The sequence below is a fragment of the Cognatilysobacter lacus genome (genome assembly GCF_008274655.1).
In the GTDB taxonomy this organism is placed as follows: Bacteria; Pseudomonadota; Gammaproteobacteria; order Xanthomonadales; family Xanthomonadaceae; genus Cognatilysobacter; species Cognatilysobacter lacus.
The window spans coordinates 1-16,293 of the sequence record NZ_VTRV01000057.1; the positions used below are offsets into that span (position 1 = coordinate 1).

Genomic DNA, 16,293 nt, shown 5'->3' on the forward strand with positions numbered 1-16,293 from the left:
GGACCAGCTGACCGCGGCGCGCACGGGCAGCGCAGCGCAGGAAGCCGCGAATTCCGATGCCGCGGCCAGCGGCGCCGGCGCCGACAGCGGCCTGCTCGGGCGCTATGCGGCCGCTTTGCAGGAGGCGATCCGCGACAAGTGGGTGCGGCCGGACAACATCCCGGCCGGTGCCGTGTGCAAGCTGGTGATCCGACAGCTTCCGGGCGGCGAGGTGATCGACGCACAAGTCTCGTCGCCGTGCGTGTACGACGAGGCCGGCCGCCGCTCGATCGAAGCGGCCGTGCTGAAGGCGCAGCCGCTGCCGTATGCAGGCTTCGAGAAGGTCTTCAAGCGCGAGATCACACTCAACTTCCGCGCGCCGTAGGCCTGTAGAGACAGCCGCTGTCAACCGCTAAACGGTTCAGCTGTGAGCTAGGATTCACCGTCGGGCTGTTACCTGTAACGCCCTTGCTTGATCGGTCGAGGAGTCGTGATGGGTCGTTTCGTTCGGTGCTTGCTGCTGGTCCTGGCGTGTGCGTTGCCCCTGTCGGCGGCTGCGCAGCAGGGACTTGAAATCGACATCGTCGGTGGCAATGCGGCCGCGCTGCCGATCGCCGTGGTGCCGTTCCAGAATGGCACCGGCGCCACCGACGAAGCGTCCATCGTCGCGGCGGACCTCAACCGTTCGGGGCAGTTCAAGTCGCTGCCGGTGGAGAGCCTGCCCGAGCGGCCGTCGCGCATGGAAGACACCAACTTCCCCGTCTGGCGCGCGATCAACCAGGACTACGTCGTCGTAGGCCGCGTGCTCGACGCGGGCGGCGGCAGCTTCCGCGTCGAATACGAGCTTCTCGACGTCGCCAAGCAGACACGCCTGCTCGGCTTCGCGCTCACCGCACGTGGCGGGCAGATGCGCGACGTCGCGCACCAGATCGCCGATGCGATCTATGAAAAGGTCACCGGCGTCCGCGGCGCGTTCTTTACCCGCATCGCGTACGTGACGCAGGCCGGCGTCGGCAAGGGTGCGCGCTATGCGTTGGTCGTGGCCGACAGCGACGGCTACAACCCGCAGACCGTCGTGCGCTCGACCGAGCCGCTGATGTCGCCGTCGTGGAGCCCGGACGGGGCGCGCCTTGCGTACGTCGGCTTCGAAGGCGGCAATTCCGCGGTGTACATCCAGACCATCGCCAGCGGCGCGCGCGAGATCGTCGCGCACTTCCGCGGCATCAACGGCTCGCCCGAGTTTTCGCCGGACGGACGTCGCCTTGCGCTGACGTTGTCTCGCTCGGGCAATCCCGAGATCTACGTGATGGACCTCGGCAGCCGTGCGCTGACGCAGGTCACCAACCACTACTCGATCGACACAGAGCCGACTTGGAGCGCGGACGGCTCGCGCATCTATTTCACCTCCGATCGCGGCGGCCGTCCGCAGATCTACAGCGTCTCGGCCAGCGGCGGCAGCGCCACGCGCGTCAGCTTCCAGGGAACGTACAACGCGAGCGCCACCGTGTCGTTCGACGGCAAGAAGATCGCGACCGCGCAGGGCGCAGGCAACACGTACCGCATCGCACTGATGGACGCGAGCCTCGGAAGCCCGCGCTGGAGCCTGCTCTCGCCCGGCAACCTCGACGAATCGCCGAGCTTCGCGCCCAACGCCAGCATGCTGATCTACGCGGCGCGCGAAGGCGGACGCGGCGTGCTGTACGCGGTGTCGGCCGATGCGCGCGTGCGCCAGCGCCTGGTGCTCGCCGACGGCGACGTGCGCGAGCCGGCCTGGGGCCCGTACCGCATGCCGCGCTGATGCCGCCGACCCACCGACTGCCACCCCGAGGAACGACCCGATGAATCCCAGCTCCGCAAGCAAGCTCCTGATCGTCGCTGCCATGTGCACCCTCGCGATGGCGTGCTCGAAGAAGGTGAAGGAGACGCCGCCGACCGACACCAGGACCGGCACCACCACCTCGACCACGATTCCAGCCGATACCGGCCCGCGCACCGCCGGCGCCTACGGCCCGAGCGACCTGGACAGCGATGCCTGCCTGCGCCAGCGCGTTGTCTACTTCGACCTCGACCAGGACACGCTGAAGCCGGAATACCAGGCCGTCGTGAACTGCCACGCCAAGTACCTGCGCGATCGCCCGTCCTCGCGCCTCACGCTCGACGGGCATGCCGACGAACGCGGCAGCCGCGACTACAACATGGCACTGGGCGAGCGCCGCGCGCAGGCCGTTTCATCGGCGATGCAGGCGGCCGGCGGCAGCGCCTCGCAGCTGACGGCGAACAGCTTCGGCGAAGAGAAGCCGGTCTGCACCGAGTCCAACGAGGAGTGCTGGTCGAAGAACCGCCGCGTCGAGATCAGCTACAGCGCGCGCTGAGATCGCTTCGCGCCGATTCCAACGGGCCGCCTCGCGCGGCCCGTTTCCGTTTCCGTTTCCGCGTTCATCGTGTCGACAGCCGCTGGGCCGTTGGCGGCGGGCATACTCGGCGTCCACGAACCGGGAAAACGCCATGACCAGCCATCGGTCGCTCGTCGTTGCCATCGCGATGGCGCTGGTTGCCGTCGCGATGCCTGCGGCAGCACAACGCGCAAGCCTCGCCGACCGGGTTGCGGCGCTCGAGCAGCGTGCGGCGAACCCGCAACAGACGCTCGACCTGCTCGAGCAGGTGAAGCAGCTGCGCAACGACGTGCAGTCGCTGCGCTCGCAGGTGGAGGAGATGCAGCAGGCAAACGAGCAGGCGCGCACCTCGATGCGAAACCAGTACCTCGACGTGGACGGCCGGCTGCAGCAGCTGGAAAGCCGCACGGCAACGCCGCCATCCGCGCCCGCGCCCCCTGCACCCGAAGCAGCCCCGCGCGCGGCGGCGAAGGCTCCAGCCCGGCCCGCTGCCGCCAAGGCGCCGGCAGCCAAGCCGGCGCCCGCGCCGCGTGCCGCAGCCGGTAGCGCCACGCCCACAGGGGCCGAGCTCGCCGCCTACAACGCCGCTTTCGACGCACTGAAGGCCGGCAGCTATGCCGATTCGGCGCGCCTCTTCACGGCGTTCCTCGGCACTTATCCGGGCGGCGTCTACGCGCCGAACGCGATGTACTGGCTGGGCGAGAGCTACTACGGAACCCGCAACTACGAGCAGGCAATCGGGCCGTTCTCGCAATTGCTCGAGCGCTTTCCCACGCACGACAAGGCGCCGGGTGCGCTGCTCAAGCGCGGCCTGACGCGCCTGAACCTGCACCAGGACGAAGCGGCCCGGGCCGACTTCGAGGCCGTCGTCGCGCATTACGCCGGCACCGCCGCGGCGCGTTCGGCGGCCGACCGGCTGGTGGCGATGGGCGCAGCCCCGTAGTCGCGAGGCGGGTTCGCGCCTGAACCGGCGGGCCGGGTTTTGGCCGGAAACGCGACGCGACCCGGCGGGACGGTAAAATCGCGGCATGAGCGTACCCGTCACCGTGGCCGCTGCGGCCCCCGAGCGGCTGCGGCTGACCGAAATATTCCTATCGCTCCAGGGCGAGTCGAACAGCGTCGGCTGGCCCACCGTGTTCGTGCGCCTGACCGGTTGCCCGCTGCGCTGCCAGTACTGCGACACCACGTATTCCTTCCACGGCGGCGACTGGTGGGAGATCGACGCGATCCTCGACGAAGTCGCGCGGCTGGGCGTGCGCCACGTCTGTGTCACCGGCGGCGAGCCGCTCGCGCAGAAGCGCTGCACGATCCTGCTGCAGCGCCTGTGCGATGCGGGCTACACGGTGTCCCTGGAGACATCCGGGGCGCTCGACATCGGCGACGTCGATCCGCGCGTGTCGCGCGTCGTCGACGTCAAGACGCCGGGCTCGGCGGAAGTGCACCGCAATCGCTGGGAGAACATCGCGCTACTGACACCGCATGACGAGGTCAAGTTCGTGATCTGCTCGCGCGACGACTACGAATGGTCGCGCGCGGTGGTTGCCGAGCACGCGTTGCCGTCGCGCTGCGACGTACTGTTTTCCCCGAGCTTCGGCCAGGTGGCGCCGCGCGACCTGGCACAGTGGATCGTCGAGGACCGGCTGCCGGTACGCTTCCAGTTGCAGCTTCACAAGATTCTGTGGGGCGATGAGCCGGGGCGCTGATTCGCAACGCGGCGCGCACGTCTGGCGCATCGGAGCGCGCGGCATACACCATGTTCGCAACGTGAGCCCGACCTGCCGGCGTTGACGGGCACCGGCGCGTTCACGCGCAGCCGCTGCAGGCCGCGGCGCGGGGCCCGGCGCACATGATCGCCGCGCCACTGCCGACCGCAGGCTGGCACGGAATTCCTTCGATTCGACACCTCGACGCACCGACTCCATGAACACTCCAGCACGCAAGGCCGTTGTCCTTCTATCGGGCGGCATGGATTCCGCCGTCGTCGTCGCCATGGCGAAAACGCAGGGCTTCGAAGTACACGCATTGAGCGTGCGCTACGGCCAACGGCATACGTCCGAACTCGACGCGGCCGAACGCGTCGCCGCGCACCTGGGCGTCGCCTCGCACAGGACGGTGGACGTCGACCTGCGCGGCATCGGCGGCTCCGCGCTCACCGACGCCGCGATCGACGTGCCCGTCGCGGGCGATACGGGCGACTCGATTCCCGTCACCTACGTCCCGGCGCGCAACACGATCATGTTGTCGCTCGCGCTCGGCTGGGGCGAGGTGCTGGGGGCGAACGACCTGTTCTGCGGCGTCAACGCGGTCGACTACTCGGGCTATCCGGATTGCCGCCCCGAGTTCGTGGAAGCGTTCGAGCGGCTCGCCAACCTCGCCACCCGGGCGGGCGTCGAGGGCGCGCATCTGCGCGTGCACGCGCCCCTGCAGTTCATGAGCAAGTCCGACATCGCGCGCGAAGGCATGCGGCTCGGCGTCGACTTCGGGCTCACCGTCTCGTGTTACCAGGCCGATGCGGACGGGCGCGCCTGTGGCAGCTGCGATGCCTGCCGACTGCGCGCGCTCGGGTTCGAAGCGGCGGGCGTGCCGGACCCGACGCGATACGTAAACCGCTGAAGGCGCGGGGCGTCTGCGGTACTATCTCGCCCCCGGCGGCACACGCCGGTGGCACGGGTCGTTAGCTCAGTCGGTAGAGCATCGGACTTTTAATCCGCTGGTCCCGAGTTCGAATCTCGGACGACCCACCATGCCGTCTCGCCGCTTTTCCCTGTGTCGTGCGCGAAAGAGCGGCGATGCGCGAAGGCACAGGTGTTTTTCGCCTCGGGTTCGGCGCATGCGCCAGTCTTCAGCGATGCGCAGGGCCCGGGTGCGTTCGCGGACACAAAACGCCGCGAATCGAGGACGTCGTCAGGCGTCGATCGCGGACGCTGCGTCTTGAATAGCCGGATGAAGCGCCCGTCCGCTCACATCGCGATCCACACGTACACGAACATGGTGTCGTTGGCGCGGGCGGGGCGCCCCTCACCGTCAACGTCGTGCGTCGCGCCTGCGAAACGCGTGTAGAACGTGTACTGAGCACCCAGGCGAACGTGCGCCCGGCGCCCATCTTCCGCGCCCATCGTCGCCGCACCATGCGCGGGTGACCAGTTCAGTTCGACCGTGCCGCCCTGCGTATCGGGCGACCCGGTCTGGCCGTACAGCACGGTATCGGCGCTGCCGTTGTACGCGAACGCACCGAGCGTCGCGCCCCACGTGTTGCGGTACCAGTAGCTGCCGTTGACGTTCATGGCCTGCAGCGAGTTGTCGCGGTTCTCCGCGCCGTCCGCCGCATAGGTCGCATCCAGGCGTTGTCGCTCCGTGACCAGCAGTGCGTTGACGGTGAAGGTGTGCGTGCCGGCACCGAAATGCTGGTAGCTGGCGTCGACGCCGACGTCGCGGAAGCGGTCGTTCGGCCCGGGGACGGGCACGGGATGGTCGTTGAGGTCTGGTTCGACAAGCCCGCGGCGCGCCTCGAGCACGAAACCGCCGACCTCGAGGTTACCGCCCGACACGTTCCAGGTACGGTTGACGCGCATGTACGGCGCCGCGCCGGAAACACGTCCGTCATAACCCGCGTTGACCTTCCGCAGGAAGCTGGGCGACAGCGACCGGTACGCGCCCGCTTCGGCGTACCAGTTGCCGTCCACCTGCACATACGCACTCGCGCCGATCACCTGGCCGGCCAGGCCGCCAAACAGCAGCGGAGCCGCTGGGGCGCCCGGTGCGAGGTCGGGCGCAATGTACGGGTACTGCCAGGCTGGGGCCGTGTTGAACACGTCGGTGACGCCGGGGTTGTTGTTGACGGTCAGCCCCCACACGCCGCCATGCTTCGTGCCGTTGAATACACGGGAATAGCGCACCTCCGCGTTGTCCCATCCGAGCAGGCCACCGTTCTGCGAGTACGTCGCCTGCGCGAACACGCCGAGATGTTCACCGAGCCGACCTGCGAGGAATACGGATGCCTGCCGGAGCTCGACGTTGTCGTTGCGGTGGAAGTGCTTCGCCGGAATCTCGCTCTGCGCCTGCCGCGTGTGCGTGTACGACTCGACCATCATCGCCGAGAGCGGAAGGTGCGCGCTGTCGTCAAGCCTGAGTGTGTAACCGCTCAACTTGAACTGCCGACCGTACGGCGTCAGCTGCGGGCCAAAACCGCCCACGTGGCAGCTCGTGCACGGTTGCTGCGTCTGCCGGGCATAGGCCGGCACGGCGGACACCGGAGCGATATGCAGGGCGGCCCATGCGAGCACGATGACCACCAGGACACGGTAGACGACGTCGATGTGCGTACCGCGGCCTGCGCTATTGCGAACGTGCATTCGGGTTCCTTACGGGCGGTTGTCGCCGGCGTGACACGTGAGTTGCCGAAGGCAGTTTGATCCGCGCCTGACGCCGCCGTGTTGATCTGGATCAAACATGCAGCGGCGACGACCGCGCTCTGATTTCGAAGCACCGGTGAGCGCCGCGACGCCACGCGCCCATTCCGACGAGCCACGCGCAGCCGCGGCGAGGCAGGCCCATTGTTGACGCGGGTCAAAGCCCCGCCAGGCGCGCGCGCGAGGCTGTCGACAACGTCCGAGGAGGCGTCGCCATGTCCACCGTTGCCCATCACGCCGAACAGGAGCGTTCCCGCGCCGCGCACCGTCCCATTGCCGTCGGACGCGCAGGCACCGCGTTGAGCCTTTTCATGTTGGTCACCTATGCACTGGCGGCCGTCGCTTACGTGCTGGCGCCGCAGTCGCCGTTCGTGCAGGCGTTGCTGCGCGAGTTCATGCCCGGCGTCACGAGCTTCTCGTGGGCGACCCTTGCCCTGGGTGGCGTTGTCGCCATTGCGTGGGGCTGGTACGTGGCGCTGGTCGCCGTACCCCTGTTCAACTACTTCCTCGCGCGGCGGTAAGCGACTGCGCAGGTCGCGCGCCGCCGACGAATGGGCGCGCCGTTGATGATGTCGGTCGTACAGTCGGGAAAGGCCCGACCTGCATGACCGGCAATGGACTCTGTCGCCTCCACGGCTCTCCCGGCCGCGCCGCCCGACCTGCGCGTGCTGATCGTCGATGACGATCCGGGCGTGCGCGCGCTGCTGCTGCGTTACCTGGGGTCGCGTGCTATGCAGGTGCAAGCCGCCGATTCGATTTCCACGATGCGCTGGCTGCTCGAGCAGCAGCCGTTCGACGTGCTGCTGCTCGATCTCGGCCTGCCCGACGGCGACGGCCTCGACGTGTTGCGCGAACTCCGCCAGCGCTGGCAGGGGCCGGTGTTGATCCTGAGTGGGCGCGGCGAAGCGGCCGAACATGTGCTGGGATTGGAATCGGGCGCCGACGATTTCATCGACAAGCCGTTCGACCTGCGCGAGCTGCACGCGCGCATCCATGCCGTGGCACGGCGCGCGCAGGCGATGCGGACGCCGCCCGAGCGCGTCGCCTTGGACGGGTTGCTGGTCGACACCGGCCGTCGCGCCGCGTTCGACAGGAACGGCCAACCGCTCGCCCTCACCTCGGGCGAGTACGAACTGCTGCTCACGTTCGTACGGCAGCCGCAGCAGACGCTCAGCCGCGACCGCCTGATGGACGCCACGCGCGGGCGGCCATCGGCACCGTTCGACCGCGCCATCGATGTGCAGGTAGCGCGGCTTCGACAGAAGATCGAACGCGACCCGGCGCGGCCGACGCTCATCCAGTCGGTGCGCGGCGCCGGATACCGGCTCGCCGAGCGGCCCGAGCCGGCGTAACCGCCATGCACACTCACCTCTTCGACGCGATTCCCGACGCGCTGCTGGTGGTGGACGAGCACGGCTGCATCGTCATGGCCAATCGCATGGTGTATCGGTTATTCGGGTACGAGCCGCATGAACTGGTCGGCCGTCCTGTCGAAATACTCATGCCTGAAAACGTGATGCTCCGTCACGAGCACCACCGTAAGCACTACGCACGACAGCCGCGCGAGCGGGCGATGGGGCAGGGCAGCATGGAACTGCTCGGGCGTCGCGCGGACGGCAGCACGTTCCCGGTGGAGATCGCGCTGAGCCCCATGCGCGTCGGGTTGCAGAACCAGACGCTGGCGTCGATCCGCGACGTCACAAATACAGCCACGTCGCAGCGCGTGCTGCGCAAGGCGCGCCACGACGCGACGTTGGCGGAGGTCGGCCACAGGATCCTGACGACCGAGTCGGAAACCACGGTACTGCGCGACGTGGCGGCGCAACTCGCCGACGCCGTCGGGCTCGGGCCGGTGTGGTTGCTGCGTGCCGACCGTCGTGCCGAACGCTTCGACGCCTTCGGGGCCACCCTGCCGCCCCGGGCCTGGATCGATGCACACGGCGAGGCGCTCCTGGCATCACTCGCGCCCGGTCGCCCGCTCGCGTCTCACGGCGGACGGCTGGGCGCCGCGTCGCTGCCGCCGTCGATGGCGAGCGGGATCGCCTATCCGCTGGTCGCGACCGACCACACGGTGGCGGCCGCGCTGGCGGCGTTCTCGCGCGACGCCGATGCGTTCGACGTCGACGTACAGCGCCTGCTCGAAACCGCGTCGTCGATGCTGTCGGCGATGCTGCAACGCCGTGCGAGTGCGGAGGCGCTCGCCCATGCACAGCGGCTGGAGGCGATCGGCAAGCTCACCGGTGGCGTGGCGCACGATTTCAACAACCTGCTCACCGTGATCTCCGGCAGCCTCCAGCTTCTGGAACCGTCGGTGGATGACGATCCCGAGGCGCTGGAAACACTGGCCTCGGCGATCCGCGCGGTGGAGCAGGGCGCTGCCCTCACCCGCAAGCTGCTGTCGTTTGCCGGCCGCCAGCACCTGCGTCCGGCCGTGGTCTCGCTCGGACGACAGATGCGCGACCTCGAACGCCTCGTGCGCGCCAGCCTCGGAGAGCGGATCCATCTGCACCTGAACATCGAACCCGGCGCGCCGCCGGCGTACGTCGATCCCGCGCTGCTCGACAGTGTCGTGCTGAACCTCGTGCTCAACGCGCGCGATGCCATCAACGGCACCGGCGACGTCGAGATCGCTGTACGCGACGCGCCGGAGGCCGCCGACCGCCCGGGCGGGTCCAGCGGCGGCTACGTCGCATTGAGCGTTCGCGACAGTGGGGCAGGCATGAGCGCTGACGCGCTGGCCCGTGCGTGGGAGCCGTTCTTCACGACCAAACCGGCGGGCCGCGGCACCGGGCTCGGGCTCAGCATGGCCTACGGATTCATCCACCAGAGCGGCGGCCATGCCGAACTGCAGAGCCAGCCGGGCAAGGGCACCTGCGTGACGCTCTACCTGCCGGTGGCGACGGAAACGCAGCAACGCGCATGCACCCCGCGTCCGGCACTGGTGCCCGGCGGCGACGAAGTGATCCTCGTCGTCGAGGACGACGACGCCGTGCGGCAGACCGTCACGGCATCGCTCAAGGCGCTCGGCTACCACGTGATCGCGACGGCGTCCCAGCAGGACGCGCTCGAGTGCGTGGAAACGCTGCAGGACATCGCCCTGCTCTTCAGTGACCTGACGCTCGAAGGCGAGATGACCGGCGACCGCCTCGCGCACGAGGCACGCCGCCTTCGCCCGGACCTCGCGGTGCTGCTGACCTCCGGCTATCCCGACGCCGTGCAGAACGCGAGCGCGCTCGACTACGCGCTGCTGCCCAAGCCCTACCACCGCGACGAACTCGCGAATGCGGTGCGCGGCGCGCTGGTGGGAAACGCGGAGCTGACGACCGGCTAGTGCCTGCGGCTCGCGACCGCCAGCACGCGGCCGAGTGCGGGCTCGTCCAGCAGCTCGACGTCGCGGCACGCGACCCGGATGAGCCCTGCACTGTCGAGCCGCGAGAGCGCCCGGGTCACGCTTTCCAGCGAGAGGTCGAGAAAGCTGCCCAGGTCCGCCCGGGTCATGCGCAGCAGGATGCGATCGCCGCCGAGGCCGAGTGCGGCCTGCCGATGCGCGAAGTCGAGGAGGAAATGCACCACGCGCTGTTCGGCATCGAGCAGGCTCAGCGCCATCTTCCATTCCCATTCGCGGCGGAACGTCTGCGCCATCAGGTCCGCCACCACTTCGACAAGCTCGCCGCGATGCTCGCGGAGCGCGGACTTCGGGATTTCGATTACCTCGCCCACGTCGAGCGCCATCGCATCGCAGACGTGATGGCGGATGTCGAGGGCCTCGAGCCCGAGCGCATCGCCCTTCACTTGGAAACCGGTGACGCGCTCTTCGCCCTGCGCACTGAGCAGCACCGTCTTGAACGTGCCGACGCGCACCACGAACACGCACGTGGCGGGCTGGCCCGCGCGATACAGCATGTGCTTGCGACGCACGCGGCGCACCGGGAGGCGCGCCCCTGCCCAGACCGGGTCGATGCCGACGACGTCCGGCGGACCCGGCAGCGCCGGGCCGTGCGGGTGAAGCGAAACGACGTTCGACATGACCGACACCTCGACCGCCACGCTAGCTGCGTCGCCGCCCGGAAACCGTTTCCGGACGTGTCGATTTGTAACGGTTCGTTACGACGGGGCCGCGGTGTGGCATCAACGGGCGCGCATGACCCGCGCCGCGAAATAGACGATTCCCAGTCCGAACAGCCCAGCCGCGACCGCCACGCCGGGACGACGCTTTACGGCCCCCATGACCTTCCGCGCAGCCGGCCGCGCTTCCTTGGCCAGGCGCGCCTCGACCTTGCCCGCGCTGCGCAACGGATGCTCGAGTGCGTCGAGCGCGGCACGCGCGAACTGGGCGGAATGCGCGCCATTGCCGGCGCGGCTGCGTTTCATTCCCTGGCTGGCTGTCTTCATCGCGTCTTCTCCTGGTCATCGACGGGTCTGGCAGGCGCGGGTGGCGCCGGGGGTTTGGACTGCATCTGTTCGCGCGTCCGCTCGAGCGCCTTTGTGAACTCGCGGTACGCCGCGACGACGCCGGCCTTGACCTCGCCCAGCGCCGCATTCGAGCGGCCGTCGAGCCTTGCGATCTGCTCGCCCAGCCGTTGTCTCTTCGTTCGCAGCGTGCTCATCCAGCCCAGGGCGGCACGCCGCGACTCGGCGGTCATCCGTGCCCACGAGGCGTCGACGCGGAGTTGCATTTCACGGATGCTCCGGTCGGCCTGTTCGGCGGCGGTCTTGGCGATTGCACGCAGCTCTTCGCGACGTTCGGGCGGTGTCGCCTCCATGCGCTGCAGCGTCGTATCGGCTTTCTCGGCAGTCGCAGTCGCGGGCGCTGGCGGCCGGGGCTCGGTGCTCTTCTTCGGCACCGGCTGTCCGGCGTGCACGGCGAGCGTCGCCACCGTGAGCATCGCAACTGCGGCCATACCGCGCTGGCCAGGAGCTTTCATCGCGCGTCCTCTGCCGTCGTCGTGACGGCGTTGCGTTAGCGAACACGCGTCAACGTCGCACCGGCCGCCGCCGCGGTGTTGACGTGCGTCAACATTGCGCGGCCTCGCCACCAATGTTGATCCACATCAACACCGTCTACGCCGTGCACGGCCTCATGGTGCTGCGGCATGAGCCGTTGGACGCAAGCAGCCATGAACGAATCCAACATCGACAAACCGGTCCATGACCGCGCCACCGCCGACAGGCAGTTGCAGCAGCGTGTCCTGGAAGAACTCGACTTCGAGCCACGCATCGACTCGGCGCACATAGGCGTTAGCGTCACCGACGGCGTGGTCACGCTCAGCGGCCATGTGCCGGGCTTCACGCAGACCATCGAGGCCGAACGCGCCGCGTGGCGGGTGAAGGGCGTCAAGGCGCTCGTCATGAAGCTCGACGTGCACCTGCCGTTCGACCCGGTCACGGACGAGGAGTTGGCGCGTCGCGCGCGCGGCCTGCTGACCTGGAGTTCCACGGTGCCCGACTCCGTGCGCCTGCGCGTCAGCAACGGGCGGATCACGTTGATCGGCGAAGTGCCCTGGCAATACCAGCGCATCAATGCCGAGCGCTCGATCCAGTCGCTGAAGGGCCTGAAGGGCATCACGAACGAGATCGTGGTCAAGCCCACGGTGCAGCCGTCGGCGGTGAAGGACCAGATCACCCAGGCGCTGAAGCGGAACGCGGAGGTCGAAGCGCGGCAGATCCGCGTCGAGGTGCGCGACGGTGGCAACGTGACACTCGAAGGCACGGTCGACTCGTGGATCGAGCGCAAGGCGGCGGAGAATGCTGCATGGGCGGTGCCCGGCGTAACTGCCGTGCAGGACCGCCTCGGCATCGGATAGCGCGCCGATGGACCGCGTCGCGGGCAAGACGTGCGTGGTGACCGGCGGATCGATGGGCATCGGCGCAGCGTGCGTACGACGCCTCGCCGAGGAAGGCGCGCATGTCGTCGTGTTCGACTGCGTCGACCCGGCGAAGGCGAATGCGGCGGCCCCGGTCGAACCCCCGGGATCGGTGACGTACCGGCAGGTGGACGTCACTGACGAAGCCTCCGTGCAGGCCGCGATGTCGCTCGCCGCGGCAGGGAGCGGCATCATCGACGTGCTGGTGAACAACGCCGGCATCGCCGGGGCGAACCGGCCGACACATGAGATCACCGAGGCGGAATGGGATCGCGTACAGGCGGTGAACGTCAAGGGCGTCTTCTTCTGCACCAAGCACGCGATACCGCACATGCGGGCCAATGGCGGCAGCATCATCAACCTGTCGTCGATCTACGGTCTCGTGGGCGCACCCGACGTGCCGCCGTACCACGCGTCCAAGGGCGCGGTACTGATGATGACGCGTACCGACGCGCTGCTCTATGCAGCCGACCGCATCCGTGTGAACTCCGTGCACCCGGGCTACATCTGGACGCCGATGGTGCAAAACCATCTCCGCGAATCAGGCGTGACCGACCTGGAGTCCGGTCGTCGTGACCTCGCCGCGCTGCATCCGTTGGGCCGTGTCGGCGAGCCCGACGACATCGCTTGGGGCGTGGTCTACCTCGCGTCGGACGAGTCGGCGTTCATGACCGGGGCGCAACTGGTGATCGACGGCGGCTATACGGCGCGCTGAACGCGCATGACGCAGGTGGCGACGTGAATACCGGACGTACGATGCAAATCCCCGCGTTGCAGGCACACGGCGCCACCCTTCGCGACGGGCACCGTGTCCGCGTTCGTGCCCTGCGCGCCACCGACGCCGCGGCCGAACGCCGATTCATCGACGGGCTCTCGCCCGCCACGCGCCGCGCGCGCTTCCTCGGCACGGTCGCGCGGGTCGACGACGGCCTGCTGAGCCTGCTGATGTCGGAGGACGCGAAGGGCCCGACCGCGGTCGTCGCCGTGGTGCCCGGCAGCATGGGCGAGGACATCGTCGGCGTGGCAAGGCTGGCGGCGGCGCCGGCGGCGGACCACGCCGAGATCGCGGTCACGGTCACCGATGCATGGCAACACCGCGGCCTCGGCACGGTGCTGATCGGCGCGCTGCGCGAGCTGGCCCGCGCGCGCGGCATCCGTCGCCTGTGGTCGATGGACAGCTCGGGCAATGCATCGATGCGCGACTTCGCGCATGCGCTCGGTGCCCGCGCGCATGTCGACCCCGGCGATCCGACGCAGGTGATCTACGAGCTCGACGTGAACTGAGCGCGCGACTTCGAAAGCGACGGCGCGCCGGCAATTCGCGCGGCGGCGGCGGTTTCAGCGCGCCCGCGCGGACGACGGCGTCGAAGCCGCCGTGGCGTCGAGGGCACGCGGCCCTGCGTCCTGCATCGCTTCGATGAAGTCGTCGTACTGCAGGAAGAACTTCTGCCAGAGGTACTCGACGTCCTTGCCGCGCGACGCGTCGATCTGTCGATGCAGGTCGGCCAGGTGCTCCTGCCGACGGATCAGCTCGCCGAGCGCCGCACTGCGGAGGAACGGCGAGCGCTCGTCGTACGAGGGATCGCGCATGACCTGCCGGGCCTGCTCCACGCGGCGCGCGACGTCCTGCATCGCTTCCATGGCGTGGCGCCGCCAGTCGGGAGGCGTGTCGTCGTCAGTGCGAGTAGAGGACAGGCACACGTGCCCTCTCGAGAAGATCGCGGGTGACGCCGCCGAACGCCCACTCGCGTGCGCGCGAATGGCCGTAGGCCCCGACGATGATGAGGTCCGCGCCGCACTCTTCGGCCACGAGCAGCAGGTCGTTCCCGCTCGGGCCGCGCGACAGACGGTCAACGCGCACGTTCACGCCGACGCCGTGCCGCGCGAGATGCGCGGCGATGTCGGCGCCCGGTTCCTGGCCGTGCCGGGTTTCGCCCACCTGCGGCGCAGCGAGGGCGATCTCCACGCGCTTCGCCTGCTTGAGCAGCGGCAACGCGTCGTGCACGGCGCGCGTGGCCTCGGGCGTGGGTTGCCAGCCGATCAGCACGCACTGCGGCGGGAACGTGGCGCGGCCCTCGTTGGGAATGGCCATGACCGGCCGGCCGGAGTCGACGACGAGCGTCGAAAAGATCGTGTGCAACGCCGCGGACGTGCTGTCGTGCGGGCCCGGCGCGGCCACGATCACGATGTCGTGGTAGCGCGCCTCCAGCGCGAGCAGTTGCCGCGACGCATGCACCTGCGCCTCCGCGATGTGCACGTCGAAGCGCACGTCCTCCTTCTGCAGCTGCGTGCGCAGCCGCGCCACGTGGGCGACCGCGTCCTTGCGCAGCTCGACGTAGCTCTCCTCGAGCACGATCGGCGTCGTGCCGAACGCCTGCATCTGTGCCTGCATCATGTCGAACGGGACAGACACCGAGAGCCGTGCGTCGTTGACGCGACAGAACTCGACCGCAGCCTTGATGGCGCGTGCGTCGTGGTCGGTTTCGGTGATGGCGAGCATGACGTCGCGATACATGGCGGAACTCCGGCGATCAGGGCCGCCGCGCCGGTGTCCGCCGACCGCGGCTGGTGGAGATGGGCAGGACCCCGCAGCGTCGGCGTCTGCCCTGGACCGGCTCGGCGGTCCGGCGTGGCACCGTTTCGCTGCTTCCACAGCGCCCGGGTCAAGGCGTCCTTGCCCGGGGGTGCAACTGACCGGCTTCGTCCGAGTCGCTGCGGGGTGTGCATGTAGTCAAGCAGGCGGGGCGCGGGGCTTGTTGATGCGCGTCAACAATTCGCGACCGTTCGAAAACACTGCGACGATCAGGACGAACACGACGGGTAGCAGCGCGGCGGACAACGCGGGCGCGGCTGACAGGCCCTCCAGGTGCACCATGCGCGACACCGGGGCTACCGAGACGGCGAACACCACCGCCACGGTGGCGGTGACCGTTGCCACGGCGAGGGCGCGAAAGGCGCGCGTCCCACCCTTCGCGGGCCACGCGGTGACGGCCAGCACGCCCAGGTTGCCGCCGATGAGCGAGACGAACCCGTAGGCATGCATTGCGTTCGCGGTCGACGCCGTGTGCAACCACCGCCAGGCGATGAGCGTGCCGGCGAGCGAGGCGAGCCCCAGCGCGAGCGCATGCACTGCCATCGGCACTGCGAGCAGGGGCGCATGCAACGCCCGTGGCGGGTGCGTCATCAGCCCGGGTGCGCCCGGCCGTCGCTCGAATACGAGCGTCGACGCCGGATCGATGATCAGTTGGAGCAGCACCACGTGGATGGGCAGCAGCACGGGTGGCAGCCCGACCAGCACCGGCAGCAGCGCCGCACCGGCGATGGGCACGTGCACGGCGGCAATGTATTGGATCGCGCGGGTGAGGTTGGCATGGATGGCGCGGCCCATCGCCACGGCCTCCACGATCGTGCCGAAGCGGTCATCGGCCAGGACGACTGTCGCGGCGTGTCGCGCCACGTCGCTGCCGCGCCTGCCCATCGCGACGCCGACGTGGGCAGCCGCCAGGGCGGGCGCATCGTTGACGCCGTCGCCGGTCATGCCGACGACCTCTCCGCACGCGACCAGGCTGCGCACCAGCCGCAGCTTGTCCGCCGGCCGGACGCGCGCGTACAGGCCGCAGGTCTTCGACCAGGCCAGCAGTTCCGCCT

General features: G+C 69.0%; 19 protein-coding genes and 1 tRNA gene. 13 read left to right on the forward strand and 7 right to left on the reverse strand.

Annotated elements, in window-relative coordinates:
* The 7 genes from FW784_RS06975 to FW784_RS07005 all read left to right on the forward strand — a co-directional run.
* Positions 1-364: TonB C-terminal domain-containing protein (locus FW784_RS06975; RefSeq protein ID WP_149352637.1), on the forward strand; the 364-nt coding region annotated here is incomplete at its 5' end.
* Between the two features lie 108 nt (positions 365-472).
* Complete coding sequence (gene tolB / locus FW784_RS06980; RefSeq protein ID WP_149352638.1) at positions 473-1,777, forward strand: Tol-Pal system beta propeller repeat protein TolB; 1,305 nt, start codon at positions 473-475, stop codon at positions 1,775-1,777.
* 82 nt (positions 1,778-1,859) lie between these two features.
* Entirely contained in the window at positions 1,860-2,351 is a 492-nt protein-coding gene (pal, locus tag FW784_RS06985) for a peptidoglycan-associated lipoprotein Pal (protein ID WP_425481604.1), read from the forward strand.
* A gap of 133 nt (positions 2,352-2,484) precedes the next feature.
* A complete protein-coding gene (gene ybgF / locus FW784_RS06990) occupies positions 2,485-3,315 on the forward strand; it encodes a tol-pal system protein YbgF (RefSeq protein WP_149352640.1) in 831 nt (276 codons plus the stop codon).
* A gap of 85 nt (positions 3,316-3,400) precedes the next feature.
* The gene (gene queE / locus FW784_RS06995; protein WP_149352641.1) at positions 3,401-4,075 is read left to right on the forward strand and encodes a 7-carboxy-7-deazaguanine synthase QueE; all 675 of its coding nucleotides are present in this window, start codon (positions 3,401-3,403) and stop codon (positions 4,073-4,075) included.
* A gap of 217 nt (positions 4,076-4,292) precedes the next feature.
* Positions 4,293-4,985 (forward strand): 7-cyano-7-deazaguanine synthase QueC, encoded by a 693-nt coding sequence (gene queC / locus FW784_RS07000; RefSeq protein WP_149352642.1) that lies wholly within the window; start codon positions 4,293-4,295, stop codon positions 4,983-4,985.
* Between the two features lie 55 nt (positions 4,986-5,040).
* Positions 5,041-5,116: transfer RNA gene (locus FW784_RS07005), tRNA-Lys, on the forward strand.
* A 216-nt stretch (positions 5,117-5,332) separates the two neighbouring features.
* Here FW784_RS07005 and FW784_RS07010 read toward each other — a convergent pair.
* Complete coding sequence (locus FW784_RS07010; protein ID WP_235893607.1) at positions 5,333-6,724, reverse strand: cytochrome C; 1,392 nt, start codon at positions 6,722-6,724, stop codon at positions 5,333-5,335.
* Positions 6,725-6,996: 272 nt separating this feature from the next.
* On the opposite strand from FW784_RS07010, the gene FW784_RS07015 reads away from it, so the two are divergent.
* From FW784_RS07015 to FW784_RS07025, 3 genes are all read left to right on the forward strand, one after another.
* Positions 6,997-7,302 carry a hypothetical protein gene (locus FW784_RS07015; RefSeq protein WP_149352643.1) on the forward strand — a complete coding sequence of 102 codons (306 nt, stop codon included), beginning with the start codon at positions 6,997-6,999 and terminating at the stop codon, positions 7,300-7,302.
* Between the two features lie 93 nt (positions 7,303-7,395).
* Entirely contained in the window at positions 7,396-8,133 is a 738-nt protein-coding gene (locus FW784_RS07020; RefSeq protein WP_149352644.1) for a response regulator, read from the forward strand.
* A 5-nt stretch (positions 8,134-8,138) separates the two neighbouring features.
* Positions 8,139-10,112 (forward strand): ATP-binding protein, encoded by a 1,974-nt coding sequence (locus FW784_RS07025; protein WP_149352645.1) that lies wholly within the window; start codon positions 8,139-8,141, stop codon positions 10,110-10,112.
* Here FW784_RS07025 and FW784_RS07030 read toward each other — a convergent pair.
* The 3 genes from FW784_RS07030 to FW784_RS07040 all read right to left on the reverse strand — a co-directional run bounded on the left by FW784_RS07030 (position 10,109) and on the right by FW784_RS07040 (position 11,682).
* Positions 10,109-10,807: a Crp/Fnr family transcriptional regulator gene (locus FW784_RS07030; RefSeq protein WP_149352646.1), complete on the reverse strand. Its 699-nt coding sequence runs from the start codon at positions 10,805-10,807 to the stop codon at positions 10,109-10,111. The genes FW784_RS07025 and FW784_RS07030 overlap by 4 nt on opposite strands.
* A 102-nt stretch (positions 10,808-10,909) precedes the next feature.
* A complete protein-coding gene (locus FW784_RS07035) occupies positions 10,910-11,173 on the reverse strand; it encodes a hypothetical protein (protein WP_149352647.1) in 264 nt (87 codons plus the stop codon).
* Positions 11,170-11,682, reverse strand: coding sequence for a hypothetical protein (locus tag FW784_RS07040; RefSeq protein ID WP_205123570.1), 513 nt, complete (start codon positions 11,680-11,682; stop codon positions 11,170-11,172). Before FW784_RS07040 ends, FW784_RS07035 begins: the two co-directional genes overlap by 4 nt.
* A gap of 216 nt (positions 11,683-11,898) precedes the next feature.
* Between FW784_RS07040 and FW784_RS07045 the strand changes: the two genes are divergently transcribed.
* Genes FW784_RS07045 through FW784_RS07055 form a run of 3 tightly spaced genes read left to right on the forward strand, consistent with a single transcriptional unit; the run spans position 11,899 to position 13,929 of the window.
* On the forward strand, positions 11,899-12,585 hold the full coding sequence (locus FW784_RS07045) for a BON domain-containing protein (RefSeq protein WP_149352649.1): 687 nt from the start codon (positions 11,899-11,901) through the stop codon (positions 12,583-12,585).
* A 7-nt stretch (positions 12,586-12,592) separates the two neighbouring features.
* Positions 12,593-13,360 (forward strand): SDR family NAD(P)-dependent oxidoreductase, encoded by a 768-nt coding sequence (locus tag FW784_RS07050; RefSeq protein ID WP_149352650.1) that lies wholly within the window; start codon positions 12,593-12,595, stop codon positions 13,358-13,360.
* Between the two features lie 41 nt (positions 13,361-13,401).
* Entirely contained in the window at positions 13,402-13,929 is a 528-nt protein-coding gene (locus FW784_RS07055) for a GNAT family N-acetyltransferase (protein WP_149352651.1), read from the forward strand.
* A 54-nt stretch (positions 13,930-13,983) separates the two neighbouring features.
* Here FW784_RS07055 and FW784_RS07060 read toward each other — a convergent pair whose 3' ends face one another.
* From FW784_RS07060 to FW784_RS07070, 3 genes are all read right to left on the reverse strand, one after another.
* Positions 13,984-14,286: a hypothetical protein gene (locus FW784_RS07060; RefSeq protein WP_149352652.1), complete on the reverse strand. Its 303-nt coding sequence runs from the start codon at positions 14,284-14,286 to the stop codon at positions 13,984-13,986.
* A gap of 34 nt (positions 14,287-14,320) precedes the next feature.
* Entirely contained in the window at positions 14,321-15,160 is an 840-nt protein-coding gene (locus FW784_RS07065) for a universal stress protein (RefSeq protein WP_149352653.1), read from the reverse strand.
* A gap of 216 nt (positions 15,161-15,376) precedes the next feature.
* Positions 15,377-16,293, reverse strand: a 917-nt coding sequence (locus FW784_RS07070) for an HAD-IC family P-type ATPase (protein WP_149352654.1), incomplete at its 5' end; no start/stop codon positions are given.